This is a genomic window from Pseudoduganella chitinolytica, from assembly GCF_029028125.1.
Classification (GTDB): Bacteria; Pseudomonadota; Gammaproteobacteria; order Burkholderiales; family Burkholderiaceae_D; genus Rugamonas; species Rugamonas chitinolytica.
This window is the reverse complement of the sequence record NZ_CP119083.1, coordinates 2,918,754-2,935,241: the sequence shown is the minus strand read 5'-3', so window position 1 is coordinate 2,935,241 and position 16,488 is coordinate 2,918,754. Positions and strand designations below refer to the sequence as shown.

The following is a 16,488-nucleotide window of genomic DNA, read 5'->3' as shown; positions in this document are numbered from 1 at the left end:
TTGCAAATTATATTGCAAGCTGCGTTTCAGTGTTTCATGTTGAAACGCCTCTCGGGCGGGCTGTACGTTGCAAGTGCTTGATTTTTCACGCCCCACCACCTGGCACGGCATTTGCAATAAGGCAGCATCGGTTCTTCATTCACCAGAAAGGTCACCATGAGTCAGTATTCCGCCGGCGCCGCGTTCCGCCAGGCCGTCCAGGAAGAGTCGCCGCTGCAGGTCGTCGGCGCCATCAATGCCAACCATGCGCTGCTGGCCAAGCGCGCCGGATTCCGTGCCATCTACTTGTCCGGCGGCGGCGTCGCGGCCGGCTCGCTGGGTCTGCCCGACCTGGGCATTTCCGGCCTGGAGGACGTGCTGGTGGACGTGCGCCGCATCACCGACGTGTGCGACCTGCCGCTGCTGGTCGATGTCGACACGGGCTTCGGCGCTTCCGCCTTCAACGTGGCGCGTACGGTAAGGTCGCTGATCAAGGCCGGCGCGGGCGCCATGCACATCGAGGACCAGGTGGGCGCCAAGCGCTGCGGCCACCGCCCGGGCAAGGAGATCGTCAGCAAGGCCGAGATGGTGGACCGCATCAAGGCGGCCGTCGATGCCCGCACGGACGACAAGTTCGTCATCATGGCGCGCACCGACGCGCTGGCGGTGGAAGGCCTGGATGCGGCGATCGACCGCGCGCTGGCCTGCGTCGAGGCGGGCGCCGACATGATCTTCCCAGAGGCGATGACGGAGCTGTCGATGTACAAGCAGTTCGCCAACGCCGTCAAGGTGCCGATCCTGGCCAACATCACGGAGTTCGGCTCGACCCCCTTGTTCACGGTCGAGGAACTGAAGACGGCGGACGTGGGACTGGTGCTGTACCCGCTGTCCGCGTTCCGCGCGATGAACAAGGCCGCGGAGAACGTCTACGGCGCGATCCGCCGCGACGGCAGCCAGAAAGCCGTGCTGGATACGATGCAGACCCGCGAGGAGCTGTACGAACGCATCGACTACCACGCATTCGAGCGGAAACTGGACGCGCTGTTCCAGGCAAACAAGAAGTAAGCGTCACCAACCGACAGAGCAAGAACACCGAAACAGAAGCGGAGACCATCAATGACCGAAACCACCACCTTCAAGCCCAAGAAATCCGTCGCCCTGTCCGGCGTCGCCGCCGGCAACACGGCCCTGTGCAGCGTCGGCAAGACGGGCAACGACCTGCACTACCGCGGCTACGACATCCTGGACGTGGCCGACAGCTGCGAGTTCGAGGAGATCGCCTACCTGCTGGTGCACGGCAAGCTGCCGAACAACGCGGAACTGCGGGGATACAAGGCCAAGCTGCGCTCGTTGCGCGGCCTGCCGCAGTCCGTCAAGGCTGCGCTGGAAGCGCTGCCGGCCGGCGCCCATCCGATGGACGTGATGCGCACGGGCGTGTCGGCGCTGGGCTGCGCACTGCCGGAGAAGGACGACCACAACATCGCGGGCGCGCGCGACATCGCCGACCGCCTGATGGCGTCGTTCGGCTCGATGCTGCTGTACTGGTACCACTACAGCCACAACGGCAAGCGCATCGACGTGGAAACGGACGACGACTCGATCGGCGGCCATTTCCTGCACCTGCTGCATGGCTTCAAGCCGTCCGACAGCTGGGTCAAGGCGATGCACACGTCGCTGATCCTGTACGCGGAACACGAGTTCAACGCATCCACCTTTACGGCCCGCGTCATCGCCGGCACGGGTTCCGACATCCACTCGGCCATCACCGGTGCCATCGGCGCGCTGCGCGGTCCGAAGCACGGCGGCGCCAACGAGGTGGCGCTGGAGATCCAGAAGCGCTACGAGAATGCGGACGAGGCGGAAAGCGACATCCGCGCCCGCGTGGCCAACAAGGAAGTGGTGATCGGCTTCGGCCACCCCGTCTACACGATCTCGGACCCGCGTAACAAGGTGATCAAGGAAGTGGCGCGCAAGCTGTCGCAGGAGGGCGGCTCGATGAAGATGTTCGACATCGCCGAGCGCCTGGAGACGGTCATGTGGGACATCAAGAAGATGTTCCCGAACCTGGACTGGTTCTCCGCCGTGTCGTACCACATGATGGGCGTACCCACTGCGATGTTCACGCCGCTGTTCGTCATCTCGCGCACGTCCGGCTGGGCCGCGCACGTCATCGAGCAGCGCATCGACAACAAGATCATCCGCCCGAGCGCGAACTACGTCGGTCCCGAGGACCTGCGCTTCGTGCCGATCAGCGACCGTAAATGAGCAGGAAATAAAGAGGCAACAGAGTGACTATTCCCATCAACAGCGCGTACCGCAGGAACCTGCCCGGTACGACCCTGGACTACTTCGACGCGCGTGCCGCCGTCGAGGCGATCGAAGCGGGCGCCTACGACAAGCTGCCCTACACGTCGCGCGTGCTGGCCGAGAACCTGTGCCGGCGCTGCGACGCTACCCAACTGACGGCCTCGCTGCAGCAGATCGTCGGCCGCAAGCGCGACCTCGACTTTCCGTGGTTCCCCGCGCGCGTCGTGTGCCATGACATCCTCGGCCAGACGGCGCTGGTGGACCTGGCCGGCCTGCGCGACGCCATCGCGCAGCAGGGCGGCGATCCCGCGCTCGTCAATCCCGTCGTGCCGACGCAGCTGGTGGTCGATCATTCGCTGGCCGTCGAATGCGGCGGCTTCGACCCGCAGGCGTTCGAGAAGAACCGCGCCATCGAGGACCGCCGCAACGAGGACCGCTTCCACTTCATCGACTGGACCAAGAAGGCGTTCAAGAACGTCGACGTGATCCCGCCGGGGAACGGCATCCTGCACCAGATCAACCTGGAGCGCATGTCGCCCGTGATCCAGGTCGAGAACGGCGTGGCGTACCCGGACACGCTGGTCGGCACCGATTCGCATACGCCGATGGTCGATGCACTCGGTGTCATCGCCGTCGGCGTGGGCGGGCTGGAAGCGGAGACCGTCATGCTGGGCCGCGCATCGTGGATGCGCCTGCCGGACATCGTCGGCGTGCAGTTGACGGGACGGCCGCAACCGGGCATCACGGCCACCGACATCGTGCTGGCGCTGACGGAATTCCTGCGCAAGCAGAAAGTGGTTTCCGCCTACCTGGAATTCTTCGGCGAAGGCGCGGCCGCGCTGACCCTGGGCGACCGCGCGACGATCTCGAACATGGCGCCCGAGTTCGGCGCCACGGCGGCGATGTTCTACATCGACCAGCAGACCATCACCTACCTGCGCCTGACGGGCCGCGACGACGAGCTGGTGGCACTGGTCGAGCTGTACGCGAAGCAGGCCGGCCTGTGGGCCGACAGCCTGGTCGATGCCGAGTACGAACGGGTACTGACCTTCGACCTCTCGACCGTCGTGCGCAATATCGCCGGGCCGTCCAACCCGCACAAGCGCGTGCCGACGTCCGAGCTGGCCGCACGCGGGATTTCCGGCATCGTCGAGAACGAGCCGGGCAAGATGCCGGACGGCGCCGTCATCATCGCGGCGATCACCAGCTGCACCAACACCAACAACCCGCGCAACATGATCGCCGCCGGCCTGTTGGCGCGCAACGCCAACCGCGCCGGCCTGCTGCGCAAGCCCTGGGTCAAGACATCGCTGGCGCCCGGCTCCAAGGCTGTCACGTTGTACCTGGAAGAGGCGGGCCTTCTGCCCGAGCTGGAAGCGCTGGGCTTCGGCGTCGTCGCCTACGCCTGCACGTCGTGCAACGGCATGTCGGGCGCGCTGGACCCCGTCATCCAGCAGGAGATCGTCGAGCGCAACCTGTACGCCACCGCCGTGCTGTCGGGCAACCGCAACTTCGACGGCCGCATCCACCCGTACGCGCAGCAGGCGTTCCTGGCTTCGCCGCCGCTGGTGGTCGCCTACGCCATCGCCGGCACGATCCGCTTCGACATCGAGAAGGACGTGCTGGGCACGACGGCCGACGGCCGCGCGATCCGCCTGGCCGACCTGTGGCCGAGCGACGAGGAGATCGATGCGATCGTGGCGGCCAGCGTCAAGCCGGACCACTTCCGCAAGGTCTACATCCCGATGTTCGCCCGCAGCGCGGACGTCGGCGATGCCGTCAGCCCGCTGTACGACTGGCGCCCGCAAAGCACCTACATCCGCCGCCCGCCCTACTGGGAAGGCGCGCTGGCAGGGGAGCGCACGCTGCGCGGCATGCGGCCGCTGGCGCTCCTGGGCGACAACATCACGACGGACCACCTGTCGCCGTCGAACGCCATCATGCTGGACTCGGCCGCCGGCGAATACCTGGCGAAGATGGGCCTGCCGGAGGAGGACTTCAATTCGTATGCGACGCACCGGGGCGACCACCTGACGGCGCAGCGCGCGACCTTCGCCAACCCCACGCTGAAGAACGAGATGGTGGTCGTGGACGGCCAGGTCAAGGCGGGCTCGCTGGCGCGCGTCGAGCCGGACGGCGTCGTCACGCGCATGTGGGAAGCGATCGAGACGTACATGGCGCGCAAGCAGCCGCTGATCATCGTCGCAGGCGCCGATTACGGCCAGGGGTCTTCGCGCGACTGGGCCGCCAAGGGCGTGCGCCTGGCCGGGGTGGAAGCCATCGTGGCGGAAGGGTTCGAGCGCATCCATCGCACCAACCTGGTGGGCATGGGCGTGCTGCCGCTGGAGTTCACGGGCGGCATCAACCGCCTGACCCTGGGCCTGGACGGCAGCGAGACGTACGACGTGGTGGGCGAACGCCAGCCGTGCGCCATGCTGACACTGGTGATCCACCGCGCCAACGGCGAGAGCGTCACGGTGCCCGTGCAGTGCCGCCTCGATACGGCGGAGGAAGTGGCCATCTACGAGGCGGGCGGCGTGCTGCAGCGCTTCGCGCAGGACTTCCTGGCCGCCACCGTGCCGGCAAGCGAGGCGGCATGATGGCGCACGTACCGCAAGTGAAGATCCCCGCCACGTACATGCGTGGCGGGACCAGCAAGGGCGTGTTCTTCCGGTTGGACGACCTGCCGCCGGCGGCGCAGGTGCCGGGACCGGCGCGCGACGCGCTGCTGCTGCGCGTGATCGGCAGCCCGGACCCGTACGGCAAGCAGATCGACGGCATGGGCGGCGCCACGTCCAGCACCAGCAAGGCCGTCATCCTGGCACCGTCCACGCGACCCGGCCACCACGTCGACTACCTGTTCGGCCAGGTCTCGATCGACAAGCCGTTCGTCGACTGGAGCGGCAACTGCGGCAACCTGTCGGCGGCGGTGGGCTCGTTCGCCATCGCCAGCGGCCTGCTCGATGCCAGCCAGGTGCCGCAGGACGGCATCTGCGTCGTGCGCATCTGGCAGGCCAATATCGGCAAGACCATCGTCGCGCACGTGCCCATCACGGCGGGCGCGGTGCAGGAGACAGGCGACTTCGAGCTCGATGGCGTGACGTTCCCGGCCGCCGAGGTGCAGCTGGAATTCCTCGATCCCGCGGCCGAGGAGGAGGGTGGGGGCGGCGCCATGTTCCCGACCGGGAACCTGGTCGATGCGCTGGAGGTGCCAGGTGTCGGCACCTTGCGCGCCACGCTGATCAACGCCGGCATCCCGACCATCTTCGTCGAGGCCGAAGCGCTGGGCTACACGGGCACGGAGCTGCAGGAGGCCATCAACGGCGACCCGCAGGCGCTGGCGCGCTTCGAGGCGATCCGCGCGCACGGCGCGGTGCGCATGGGCCTGGTCGCCCGCATCGAGGATGCGGCGCAGCGCCAGCACACGCCGAAGGTGGCGTTCGTGGCGCCGCCGCGTCCCTACACGTCGTCCAGCGGCAAGGCCGTGCAGGGGGACGACATCGACCTGCTGGTGCGGGCCCTGTCGATGGGCAAGCTGCACCACGCGATGATGGGCACCGCGGCCGTGGCGATCGGCACGGCAGCAAGCATTCCCGGCACGCTCGTCAACCTGGCCGCGGGCGGCGGCGCGCGCACGGCGGTGCGCTTCGGCCATCCGTCCGGCACCTTGCGCGTGGGTGCCGAGGCTACGCTGGTGGATGGGCAGTGGCGCGTGACGAAGGCGATCATGAGCCGCAGTGCGCGCGTGTTGATGGAGGGATGGGTGCGCGTGCCGGGCGACGTGTGCTGACCCGATAGCCTTTCGCCAACAACGGGACGCCGCGTGCGTCCCGTTGTTATATCCAATGCATCGGTTGTTGTATGGTCGCCCCGGCCCGGGCGCGGCGGCGGGTGCGGAGATGGCTATTGCCGGGCCGCTGGTTTATGATCGTCGGACCACGTTGCCATAAGGCAGCTGTTATTCCAACTGCCTGATCATGAACGCTGTCGTTACCCCTTCGGAGCTTGTCGTCGATGCCTTGCGGCTGATCGGCATGCCCGCGTGCGCGTGCGACAGCGATGGCCGCGTGCAGGCGGCCAACGACGAAATGGCGGTGCTGCTGGGGCGCGCGCCGCGCGACCTGACGCCGGCCGGGCTGTTTGCCCGCCACGTGCTGGCCGACAGCGTCGTCACGCTCACGGCCGCCTTGAGCGGCACCCGGGCCGCCACGTGGGAAAGCTGCGTGACCACGAGCGACGGCCGCTACGTGCCGGTGCAGGTGACCGTCAAGCCGTTCCCCGCCGCGCTGGGCCAGCGCGGCGCCACGATCGTGCTGCAGGACATCAGCGCGATGCAGCGCGACCAGCGCGCGTTGCGCAAGGCCCTGCTGGAGCAGCAAGCCATCCTCGAGAACGCGGCCGTCGGCATCATCTACAGCAAGCGTGACCAGATACACGAATGCAACCTGCGTGCCGCCGAGATGTTCGGCTACGAGCGGCAGGCACTGGAAGGGGCGCCCAGCGTCATCCTGTATCCCGACCCGGCTGAATTCGCCAGCCGGCGCGAACGCTGGCTGCCCGTGCTGGGAGAGGGCAAGTCCGTCACGCTGGAAGTACAGATGCGCAGGAACGGCGGATGGCTGTTCTGGACGCGCTGCTACGGCCGCCTGATCGACCCGTCCGACGCCCACGAAGGCATGGTCTGGATCGTCGAGGACATCAGCGAGCAGCGCGCCGCCATCGAGGCCACCCGCAAGCTGCTGATGGAACAGAAGGCGATCCTCGACAACGCTTCCGTCGGCATCCTGTTCACGAAAAACCAGCACATGCTGAGCTGCAATCCGCGCATGGCGGAGATGTTCGGCTATGCGCCGGACGAGATGACCGGCATGCATTCGAGCGCCGTGTTTCCGTCGCCCGAGGTGTACGAGATCTTCGGCCGCGAGGCCGGCCCCGTGCTGGCGGCGGGCCAGCCGTTCGAGAAGAAGGATTTCCGCTTCCAGAAAAAGGACGGCTCGCTGTTCTGGTGCCGCGTGCGCGCCAAGGCGGTGGACCAGGAGCACAACGACGGCGGCACGATCTGGATCCTGGAGGACGTGACGCAGTCGCGCGAGATGCAGATGGACGTGGAAGCGATGATGACGAACGCGTCGATCAGCATCCTGTTCACCCGCAACCGCGTCATCACGCGCTGCAACCGGGGCTTTCGCGACATGTTCGGCTACCACGACAAGGAATGCCTGGGCATGCCGGCGGCGGCGCTGTATCCGTCCGACGCGGCCTACGCGGCGCTGGGCGCGATCGCCACGCCGCTGCTGGGGCAGGGCAAGCCGTTCCAGACGGATGTCGAGATGCGCCGCAGCGACGACACGACCTTCTGGGCCCAGCTGATCGGCTATGTCGTCAATCCGGCCGACCCGACCCAGGGCACGATCTGGATCGTCGAGGACCGCACCGAGCACAAGGCCGCCGAGGCCTCGCTGCGCAACGCGCTGCTGGAGAACCAGGCCATCCTGGACAGCGCCGTGCTGGGCATCTCGATGGTGGAGCAGGGTTGCAACCTGCGATGCAACCGCAAGATGGAGGAGCTGTTCGGCTATGGTCCCGGCGAGCTGACGGGCCAGCCGATCCGTGGCCTGTACCCGGACGAGGCGGCGTGGCACGCGGCCCGGCGCGAGACGACGGCGGACTTCCAGGCAGGCCGCGTCAGCTCGTCCGAGCACCTGCTGGTGCGGCGCGACGGCAGCCATTTCTGGGCGCGCCTGTCGGGCCGCCCGTTCGACTGGTCGCAGCCGCGCGGCCGTTCCGTGTGGATGATCGACGACGTGACGGCACGGCGCGAAGCCGCCGAGGCCGTGCGCCGCGCGCGCGACGAGCTGGAAGTGCGCGTGCTGGAACGCACGGCCGAACTGGCCGGCGCCAACGCCAAGCTGCAGGCCGAGATCGTGGAGCGGCGCCAGGCCGAGGCACGCGTCCACCATATGGCCTACCATGACAGCCTGACGGGCCTGCCCAACCGCGCGCTGCTGGCCGACCGGCTGGACCGCGCCATGCTGGCCGCGCAGCGCTCGCAGCGCAGCCTGGCCGTGATGTTCCTCGACCTGGACCGCTTCAAGACCATCAACGATTCGCTGGGCCACATGACGGGCGACGTGCTGTTGAAGGAAGTGGCGGCACGCCTGTGCCGCGCCGTGCGCGCCAGCGACACCGTGGCGCGCCTGGGCGGCGATGAATTCGTCATGCTGCTGCCGGGCATCGGCGGCAACGACGAAGCCGCGCACGTGGCCGACAAGATCATCGACGCGCTGGCCCAGCCGTTCCCGCTGGACGGGCACACGCTGCACATCACCCCGTCCATCGGCATCTGCGTCTACCCGGACGATGGCCAGGACGTGGAAACGCTGATGCGCCACGCGGACGCGGCGATGTACCACGCCAAGTCGGCGGGCCGCAACAACTACCAGTTCTTTACGCAGAAGATGAACCTGGCCGCCGCCCACTTCGAGCTGGAGAGCAGCCTGCGCAGCGCGCTGGCGCTGCAGCAGTTCGAGCTGCACTTCCAGCCGATCATCAACATGGGCACGCGCAAGCTGCACTCGCTGGAAGTGCTGTTGCGCTGGCGCCGCCCCGGCACGGGCCTCGTCATGCCGGACAAGTTCATCCCCATCATCGAGGACAACGGCCTGATCGTGCCGATCGGCGAGTGGGTGATCCGCCGCGCCTGCGAGCAAAGCATGGAATGGCGCCGCCAGGGCCTGCGCCCGGTGCCGCTGGCCGTCAACCTGTCGCCGCGCCAGTTCATGCACAAGGGGCTGGTGCCGTCGATCCGCCGTATCCTCGACGAGACGGGCATCGAGCCGTCCATGCTGGAATTCGAGATCACCGAGACCGCCTTGATGCAGCACGGCGAGCAGACCCTGGAGATCCTCGGCCAGATCAACGCGATGGGCATCCGCCTGTCGATCGACGACTTCGGCACCGGCTACTCGAGCCTGGCGTACCTGAAGCGCTTCCCCGTCAAGAAGATCAAGATCGACCGCGCGTTCGTCAAGGACCTGGAGCACAGCGCGGAAGACCGCGCCATCGTGTCGGCCATCGTGGCGCTGTCGGACAGCCTGCAGCTGTCGGTGGTGGCGGAGGGCGTCGAGACGGAAGGGCACTATTACCTGCTGCAACGGCAGGGCTGCCAGTTCGCGCAGGGCTACCTGTTCTCGCAGCCGGTGCCGGCGGAGAACGCCATGCACCTGCTGGAGCGTTCCTGACGGGGTTCAGCCTTCGGCCAGCGTCGCGATGACGGGCGTGTGATCGGACGGCTGCGGCCACTTGCGCGGCGCGCGGTCGATCGTGCAGGCAGTGCAGCGCGCGACCAGCGGGCCCGAGAGCAGGATGTGGTCGATGCGCAGGCCCTGGTTCTTCTGGAAGCGCAGCATGCGGTAGTCCCACCAGCTGTACGACTTCTCGGGTTGCTCGAACAGGCGGAACGAATCGGTCAGGCCCACGTCCAGCAACGCCTGGAACGCGGCGCGTTCGCGCGGCGACACGTGCACCTCGCCTTCCCACACGGCCGGGTCGTGCACGTCGCGGTCCTGCGGCGCCACGTTGTAGTCGCCCAGCACGGCCAGGTTGGGGTGCAGCGCCAGTTCCTCGGCGAGCCAGTCGCGCAGCGCCGCCATCCAGCCCAGCTTGTAGACATACTTGTCGGAATCGACCGCCTGGCCGTTCGGCACGTAGGCGCAGACCACGCGGATGCCGTCGACGGTGGCGGCCAGGATGCGCTGCTGTTCGTCCGGGTACTTCGGATTGTTGCGCACCACGTCCGCCAGCGGGCGGCGCGACAGGATCGCCACGCCGTTGTAGGTCTTCTGGCCCGAGAACGCCACGTGCCAGCCGGCCGCCTCGAGCGCCGCGACGGGGAACTTGTCGTCGGTCAGCTTGGTCTCCTGGATGCAGACGACATCGACCGGATTCTCTTCCAGCCAGCGCAGCAGGTGGGGCAGGCGCACGTTGAGGGAATTGACGTTCCAGGTTACCAGCTTCATGGGGGGCCTTTCGAGTGAAAACAGCGTCGCATCTTACAGGATCTGACAGGTGTTACAAGTTGCCGAAAGCGAATACAATGTGCGACAATGAATTGCACAAAAACATTGCTCTCAAAATAAGTGCATCTCTCTCAGACGCAATTTCTGTTGCAAAATGCGACACATCCCAAAAATAATTGCCGATAATGTCTCGGAGTTATCAAAATAGTACTAAGATTCGATTAACGTTCACAGGAAAGCGCAATATACTTACGCTGTTCGGCATCGAACGATTTCCAACTGCATCTACCTTTGTAACTGTTGAGCAAAAGGATACCGCAAAGACATGTTGTCTTAGGTAAATTAGTGGTACTATAAGGAAATAGTCGAATTAACGTGCAAAGCATTTGTAAAGGAAGAAAATGCGATCTGCATTCGAAGCATGGGCACAGCGGGACGGCCACATCGTGCGCCGCCGCGAAGATAAACCAGAAGAGTACCTGGTGTATGAAACGCAGCGCCGTTGGCTGATCTGGCAGGCGGCGCTGGAACATGGCAAGACGCCGGCTGCCCGCAAGGCAGCGGCCAAGGAAGCCGGTGACAAGTCCGTCGCGGCGCGCGGTGGCGTGCAACGCGCGCCCGTCATGGGCGCCGATGAGGCGGCGGTGCGCAATCAGGTCCTGAACGAAGTCATCGACGCGTTCTCCGGCCTGAACGGAACCACGGCGATGGAAGACATCGTGAACGTGATCCAGGGACTGAAGCAGAAGCAGAAGTCCGACAGCGGCGACTGAACCCGCCGTATGTCACCCCGGCCCAAGCCTGTCACCGGCCTCGCCTGGCTGACGGCGCTCGCCCGGACCATCGTGCGACGTAACGCCACGCGCCCTGCGCCGCGCAGCACTCTGCTGCCCGGCCATGGCGACGCGGCCGTTGCGCAAGCCAAGGAAACTGGTTCCGGGAAGGGCCGGTGGCAACGGCCTGGCCGTGCCGCCGCCGTGCTGGGCATGGTGGCGTTGGCCGGCTGTGCGACGATCACGGAAAGCAGCGAGCAGTACGTGATGGTCGTGACCGTGCTCGATCACCAGCAGGTGGGCGGTATCGGTTGCGTCCTCGCCAACGATGCGGGGCGCTGGTTCGTCACGTCCCCCGGTCGGACCCAGATCAAGAAAAGCACCAAACCCCTCGTCGTCGATTGCAGCAAGGACGACGTGTGGGCCTATGACGAAATCGGTCCGCGCCAGAATGCCTCGCGCTGGGGCAACATCCTGCTCACGGCCGGCGCCGGCCAGCTCATCGACCGCCAGACCGGCGCCGGGTTCGATTATCCGCAAGTGCTGACGGTCGTCCTCCAGCGCGGCGAACGCAGGGCCCAGCCGGGCCGTCCCGCCATCCCTCCTCCCACCTCTCCGAGGCCCGCCTCTACTCCGCCCCCGACCGGCGGTGGTATCATTTACTAATTTAGCAACAAAACTAGTTAGTAACGCAACACCAACCAAGGCAGGGTCCTTTGGAATTTCTATACCTATTGGTCATCTTCGGGGTGGCCGTGACCGCATTGCGCGTCGCCATGGCCGCCAAGGCCAAAATCCGAGAGCTGGAACAGCGCAACGGGCAATTGCAGAGCGCGCTGAACGACTTGCGCGGCCGCTTCGATGACTGGGTCGCCCGGCAACCCACGGCGGCCGAGAGGGCACAGGCGCCATCGGCGCAGGCGCCACCGGCACCCGCGGCGGCGACTGCGAGCAGCCCGGTGGAGCGCGCCGTCGCCGCCATGCCGCCAGCCGCCGCCGTGCCGCCGGTCCAGGCGCCGCCGGTCCGTCCGCCGCAGCCGGCCTTGCCGCCGCGACCCGTCGAGACGCCGGAGCCGCCACCGCGCGCCGTCGCGCAGCCCGCCGCGCAGCCCGCCGTTGCCGCCGCTGCGGCCGCCGCGGCGCCGGCAGCCGTCATGCCAGCCCCGCGACCTGCACCGGCATGGTTCGATGCCGCGCGGCGCTGGCTGTTTACCGGGAACCTGGTCGCCAAGCTGGGTCTCGTGATCCTGCTGATCGGCGTCAGCTTCCTGCTGAAATACGTGGCCAGCCAGGTCGTCATCCCGATCGAATTGCGCATCGCCGCCGTGGCGGTGGCCGATATCTTCCTGTTGCGCTGGGGCTGGCGTATCCGCACATCGCGCCGTGCCATCGGCCTGCCCGTGCAGGGCGCCGCCATCGGCATCCTGGAACTGCTGACGTTTGCCAGCTTCCGGCTGTATGAGCTGATCCCCGGCAGTGCCGCCTTCGTCCTGCTGTTCGTGCTGACGGTATTTACCTGCCTGCTGGCCGTGATGCAGAATGCCCTGTGGCTGGCGCTGTTCGGCATCGTCACCGGTTTCGCCGCGCCGATCCTCACGTCCACCGGCGGTGGCAGCCACGTCGGCCTGTTCTCGTACTACGTGCTGCTCAATGCCGGCATCCTGGCGATCGCGCTGAAGCGTTCCTGGCGCGAGCTCAACCTGGCCGGCTTCGTGATGACGTTCGGGATCGGCATGGCCTGGGGGCTGCGCTCGTACACCCCGGCCGACTACCTGTCGGTCCAGCTGTTCCTCGTGTTGTTCATGCTGTTCTACACCGGCATCCCGCTGGCCTTTGCCGCCAGCCGCAAGGTCGGGCAACGCCCGTATGTCGACGCGGTCCTCGTGTTCGGTACCCCCGTGGCCGGCGCGGGCCTGCAGTTCTCGCTGGTGCGCGACATGCCGTTCGGCGTGGCGCTGGCGGCGCTGGGCCTGGGCCTGTACTACACGGCGCTGGCACTGGTCCTGTGGCGTCGCCAGGGTGAGCGGTTGCGCGAGCTGGTCGGCTCGTTCCTGACGGTGGGCGTACTGTTCGGTACCCTGGCGATTCCGATGGCGCTCGATGGCCGCGCCACGTCGGCGGCGTGGGCGGCCGAAGGGGCCGCCATCGTGTGGGCCGGCCTGTACCTGCGGCGCCGCGGGATCTGGCTGTTCGGCCTGGCCCTGCAGCTGGGAGCATGGCTCGCATTCCTCGGCAGCGCCATCCGCCTGACGCCGGGGCAGGCCGCCGACGCCGCGCTGTGGCTGGGCTTCCTGATCCTGGCCGCCAGTGCCGGCGCGATGGCGTGGCGGTTCCAATCCCAGCAGGACGAGGCGGCGGGGCGCGGTCGCGAGGGTATCCGCATGGCCTTGTGGTGGCTGACCGGCGGCACGCTGCTGATCGGCGCGTGGACGGAAATCAACCTGCGCGCCGACGGCACCGTACGCGCCGCATTGCTGGCGGGCTCCGTGCTGCTGCTGTGCGCCGTGGTCGCGACCGCAGGGCCACGCCTGCGCGTGGCCGGTGCGCGCGTGGTCGCGCTGCTGGCCCAGTTGCTGGCGGCGCTGGCCGTGCTGTGGCAGGTCGTCGAATCGTGGCGCGGCGGGACCGGCGACTGGGCCGAGCGTCCCGTCGTCGCCATCCTGATGGTCACGGGCGCCGCGCTGTTCAGTGGGTGGCGTCTGCGCGCCGCGGCGCCGCGCTGGTCGCGCGCCATGCTGGCCTGGGGCGGCATCTGGTGGTTCGGCAGTGTGTTGAGCATCGGCACGGACGTGCTGGCAGGCTTCATCGGCACCACGGCGGGCATCGTGTCGCTGGACTGGTGGTGCGCCTACGCGCTGTGCGTGGCCGCTTCGGCGCTGTTGTTCTCGTGGAGCGCCCGGCGCCTGGCGTGGCCGGCCTTGCGCTGGCTGGCGGCGCCGTCCTGGCTGGCGCTGGCCGTCGCGCTGGCGACCGCGCTGCTGGTGCTGTACAGCGGCCGCACGCTCGGCTGGCTGGAGTGGAGCGTGCTGGCTGTGCTGCTGGTCGTCAGCGAAACGCTGCTGCTGGGCTGGGCGCGCCATGGCTGGGCGCTGGGTCGCAAGCGTACGCTGGCGGTGCATGCGTTGCGTACAGTCGGGCCATGGCTGGTGATCTGGCCGGCAGGCTACGAGCTGATCACCCGCTGGCTGGCCGGTCCGGAGGCCTACCGGGACTTGCTGGCCGCGGCCGGCTGGGATGCCGCTGGCCTGTGGGGCCAGTGCCTGCCGGCCTGGCTGCAGTTCGGCGTGCTGGCCTGGCTGCTGCGCGCCGTGCACCGGGAGCGCTGGCCGGTGGCGCCGTTCGGCCAGTGGTACGCACGCCGGCTGCTGCCGCTGGCGACGGCCTGGTGCGTGCTGCGCGTGCTGTGGTGGAACCTGACGCAGGATGGTGGCATGGCGCCACTGCCGTACGTTCCGCTGTTGAATCCCGTCGACCTGTCGACCGCGTTCGTGGCGGCGCTGGTGGCTGCGCATTATCGCGTTGCCGCGCCCGGCCGGGCGGCGGCCAGCGTGCGCTTGCGCTGGGCGGCTGGGCTGGCGGCATTCGGCTGGCTGAACCTGATGCTGCTGCGCACGGCGTCGCACGTGCTGGACCTGCCGTATGAGGCGGACCTGCTGTTCGCTTCGCGTGCCGTCCAGGCGATGCTGTCGCTGGTGTGGGCACTGTCCGCGCTGGTGCTGATGCGCTTCGCCGTGCGACGCGCGCTGCGTCCGGCATGGCTGGCCGGCGCCGCGATCCTGGCGCTGGTGGTCGTCAAGCTGTTCCTCGTCGACCTGGACGGCAGCGGCAGCATGGAGCGCATCGTGTCGTTCCTCGGCGTCGGCCTCCTGATGCTGGCGATCGGCTACCTGGCGCCGTTCCCGACGGAGCGGCGACCATCCCACGACAAGGCGGACGGAGAGGCAGCATGAAACGATTCACGGTAATGGGCGGCCTGGCCGGGCTGGTGCTGGGCGTGTCGATGGCACCCGCGCACGCGGACAGCCCGGATGACTATGCGTACCGGCAGGCGCTGTCCGCCAGTGGCCGCGAGGCGGTCGTGCAATACCGGCTGCCCGCCAGCGTCTACCTGCATTCCCGCTCGGCGGGCCTGGACGACCTGCGCGTGTTCGACAGCCGTGGCAAGCTGCTGCCATTCGCGCTGCGCGTGCCGGCCGAGGAGGTGCAGGCCAGCCGGCAAACGGTACCGGTCCGCGTGTTCCCCGTGACCGGCGTCGCCGACAGCGGCGCGGACAGCGCCGCCATCGCCATCCGCCGCACGCCCGACGGGGCCCTGGTCTCGGTCGGCCCGCCGGCGGCGCCGCGCCAGGAACCGGTCCTGGCCGGCCTCGTGCTGGACATGCTGCCGCAGCGCCAGGACGATCCGCAGGCACCGGGCACGTTCGACATGCTGCGCTTTACACCGCCGGCCGGCACGGCGCAATACAACGCGCTCGTCAGCGTGGAGGTCAGCGACGACCTGAAACAGTGGCGTGAAATCGCGCAGAGCCACGTCAGCTGGATGGTCAGCGGCGACGGCGCGGCGCTGGCGGCCGATCGGATCGAGTTCGCGCCACGCGAGTTCCGCTATGCCCGCATCCGCTGGCTGGAGGGCAAGCCGATCCAGTTTTCCACCGTCACCGCCGAAGCGGTCCGTTACGGCGGCCAGGCGCCGCCGCTGCAGACGTTGGTGCTGCCGGCGACGCCGGGCAAGAACCCGGGCGAATGGCTCTACCCGGCCTCGGTCGCGCTGCCCGTGCAGCGCATCGGCCTCGAGTTCGCCGAACGCAACGTCAGCGTTCCGGTGGAGCTGGGCAGCTATACGGAACTGCCGGCCGTGAAGGGCCGCGGCACCACCACCTGGCGCTTCGATCCGGCGCTGCAGGCGACGTTCTACCGCATCGAACAGGGCGGTCGCGAGCGTCGCTCGGGCGACCTGGCCATCGAGTCGACGCACCAGCCGCACTGGGTGGTGCGCCCGCTGGTTGCCACCGAGAGCCGGCCCGCGCTGCGTCTGGGCTGGGCGCCGGCCACGCTGGTGTTCCTGGCCAGCGGCCAAGGGCCGTACACGCTGGCGTATGGCCGCGCCGATGCGCAGCCGGCCACGCGCCCCATCGGCCAGGTGGCGCCGGGCCTGTCGGCGGCGGAGATCGGCAAGGCGGAACAGGTGACGGCGGGGCCGGAGCAGGCCACGCCGCGAGCGCAGGCCGTCCAGGCCAGCGCGGCGCAACAGGCGGCCACGTCGTCGCACTACCGCAAGGCTGCCCTCTGGGGCGCACTGCTGGCAGGGGTGGGCGTGCTGGGAGCGATGGCGTGGCAACTGCACCGCCAGATGAAGGCGGGGCAGAAATAGAAGATAGAAGAAGGTGCCGGGGGCACACAGGATCGACCCA

General features: G+C 67.9%; 10 protein-coding genes. 9 read left to right on the top strand and 1 reads right to left on the bottom strand.

The genetic code is table 11. The features are described from left to right. The first annotated feature begins 156 nt into the window (after positions 1-156). From prpB to PX653_RS12980, 5 genes are all read left to right on the top strand, one after another. Entirely contained in the window at positions 157-1,044 is an 888-nt protein-coding gene (gene prpB / locus PX653_RS13000) for a methylisocitrate lyase (protein ID WP_277418269.1), read from the top strand. 51 nt (positions 1,045-1,095) lie between these two features. Next, positions 1,096-2,244 carry a bifunctional 2-methylcitrate synthase/citrate synthase gene (prpC, locus tag PX653_RS12995; RefSeq protein ID WP_277418268.1) on the top strand — a complete coding sequence of 383 codons (1,149 nt, stop codon included), beginning with the start codon at positions 1,096-1,098 and terminating at the stop codon, positions 2,242-2,244. 35 nt (positions 2,245-2,279) lie between these two features. Further along, on the top strand, positions 2,280-4,886 hold the full coding sequence (gene acnD / locus PX653_RS12990; RefSeq protein WP_277418569.1) for a Fe/S-dependent 2-methylisocitrate dehydratase AcnD: 2,607 nt from the start codon (positions 2,280-2,282) through the stop codon (positions 4,884-4,886). Further along, on the top strand, positions 4,886-6,076 hold the full coding sequence (gene prpF / locus PX653_RS12985; protein ID WP_277418568.1) for a 2-methylaconitate cis-trans isomerase PrpF: 1,191 nt from the start codon (positions 4,886-4,888) through the stop codon (positions 6,074-6,076). The genes acnD and prpF overlap by 1 nt, the downstream gene beginning before the upstream one ends. A 187-nt stretch (positions 6,077-6,263) precedes the next feature. Further along, positions 6,264-9,527 (top strand): bifunctional diguanylate cyclase/phosphodiesterase, encoded by a 3,264-nt coding sequence (locus PX653_RS12980; protein WP_277418267.1) that lies wholly within the window; start codon positions 6,264-6,266, stop codon positions 9,525-9,527. 6 nt (positions 9,528-9,533) lie between these two features. Here the strand turns inward: PX653_RS12980 and PX653_RS12975 are convergent, their stop codons facing one another. Continuing rightward, positions 9,534-10,304: an exodeoxyribonuclease III gene (locus tag PX653_RS12975; protein ID WP_277418266.1), complete on the bottom strand. Its 771-nt coding sequence runs from the start codon at positions 10,302-10,304 to the stop codon at positions 9,534-9,536. A 401-nt stretch (positions 10,305-10,705) separates the two neighbouring features. Between PX653_RS12975 and PX653_RS12970 the strand changes: the two genes are divergently transcribed. The 4 genes from PX653_RS12970 (at position 10,706) to PX653_RS12955 (ending at position 16,448) form a co-directional block, all read left to right on the top strand. Beyond that, positions 10,706-11,077: a phiTE_015 family protein gene (locus tag PX653_RS12970; protein WP_277418265.1), complete on the top strand. Its 372-nt coding sequence runs from the start codon at positions 10,706-10,708 to the stop codon at positions 11,075-11,077. A 9-nt stretch (positions 11,078-11,086) separates the two neighbouring features. Beyond that, positions 11,087-11,743, top strand: coding sequence for a hypothetical protein (locus PX653_RS12965; protein WP_277418264.1), 657 nt, complete (start codon positions 11,087-11,089; stop codon positions 11,741-11,743). An 89-nt stretch (positions 11,744-11,832) separates the two neighbouring features. After that, positions 11,833-15,027 carry a DUF2339 domain-containing protein gene (locus PX653_RS12960; RefSeq protein ID WP_277418263.1) on the top strand — a complete coding sequence of 1,065 codons (3,195 nt, stop codon included), beginning with the start codon at positions 11,833-11,835 and terminating at the stop codon, positions 15,025-15,027. Further along, positions 15,024-16,448 carry a DUF3999 family protein gene (locus tag PX653_RS12955; protein ID WP_277418262.1) on the top strand — a complete coding sequence of 475 codons (1,425 nt, stop codon included), beginning with the start codon at positions 15,024-15,026 and terminating at the stop codon, positions 16,446-16,448. The genes PX653_RS12960 and PX653_RS12955 overlap by 4 nt, the downstream gene beginning before the upstream one ends. Positions 16,449-16,488 lie beyond the last annotated feature (40 nt).

Coding starts and splice junctions, on each gene's coding strand:
- prpB (WP_277418269.1), top strand. CDS start 157: ATGAGTCAGTATTCCGCCGGCGCCGCGTTCCGCCAGGCCGTCCAGGAA.
- prpC (WP_277418268.1), top strand. CDS start 1,096: ATGACCGAAACCACCACCTTCAAGCCCAAGAAATCCGTCGCCCTGTCC.
- prpF (WP_277418568.1), top strand. CDS start 4,886: ATGGCGCACGTACCGCAAGTGAAGATCCCCGCCACGTACATGCGTGGC.
- PX653_RS12980 (WP_277418267.1), top strand. CDS start 6,264: ATGAACGCTGTCGTTACCCCTTCGGAGCTTGTCGTCGATGCCTTGCGG.
- PX653_RS12975 (WP_277418266.1), bottom strand. CDS start 10,304: ATGAAGCTGGTAACCTGGAACGTCAATTCCCTCAACGTGCGCCTGCCC.
- PX653_RS12970 (WP_277418265.1), top strand. CDS start 10,706: ATGCGATCTGCATTCGAAGCATGGGCACAGCGGGACGGCCACATCGTG.
- PX653_RS12965 (WP_277418264.1), top strand. CDS start 11,087: ATGTCACCCCGGCCCAAGCCTGTCACCGGCCTCGCCTGGCTGACGGCG.
- PX653_RS12955 (WP_277418262.1), top strand. CDS start 15,024: ATGAAACGATTCACGGTAATGGGCGGCCTGGCCGGGCTGGTGCTGGGC.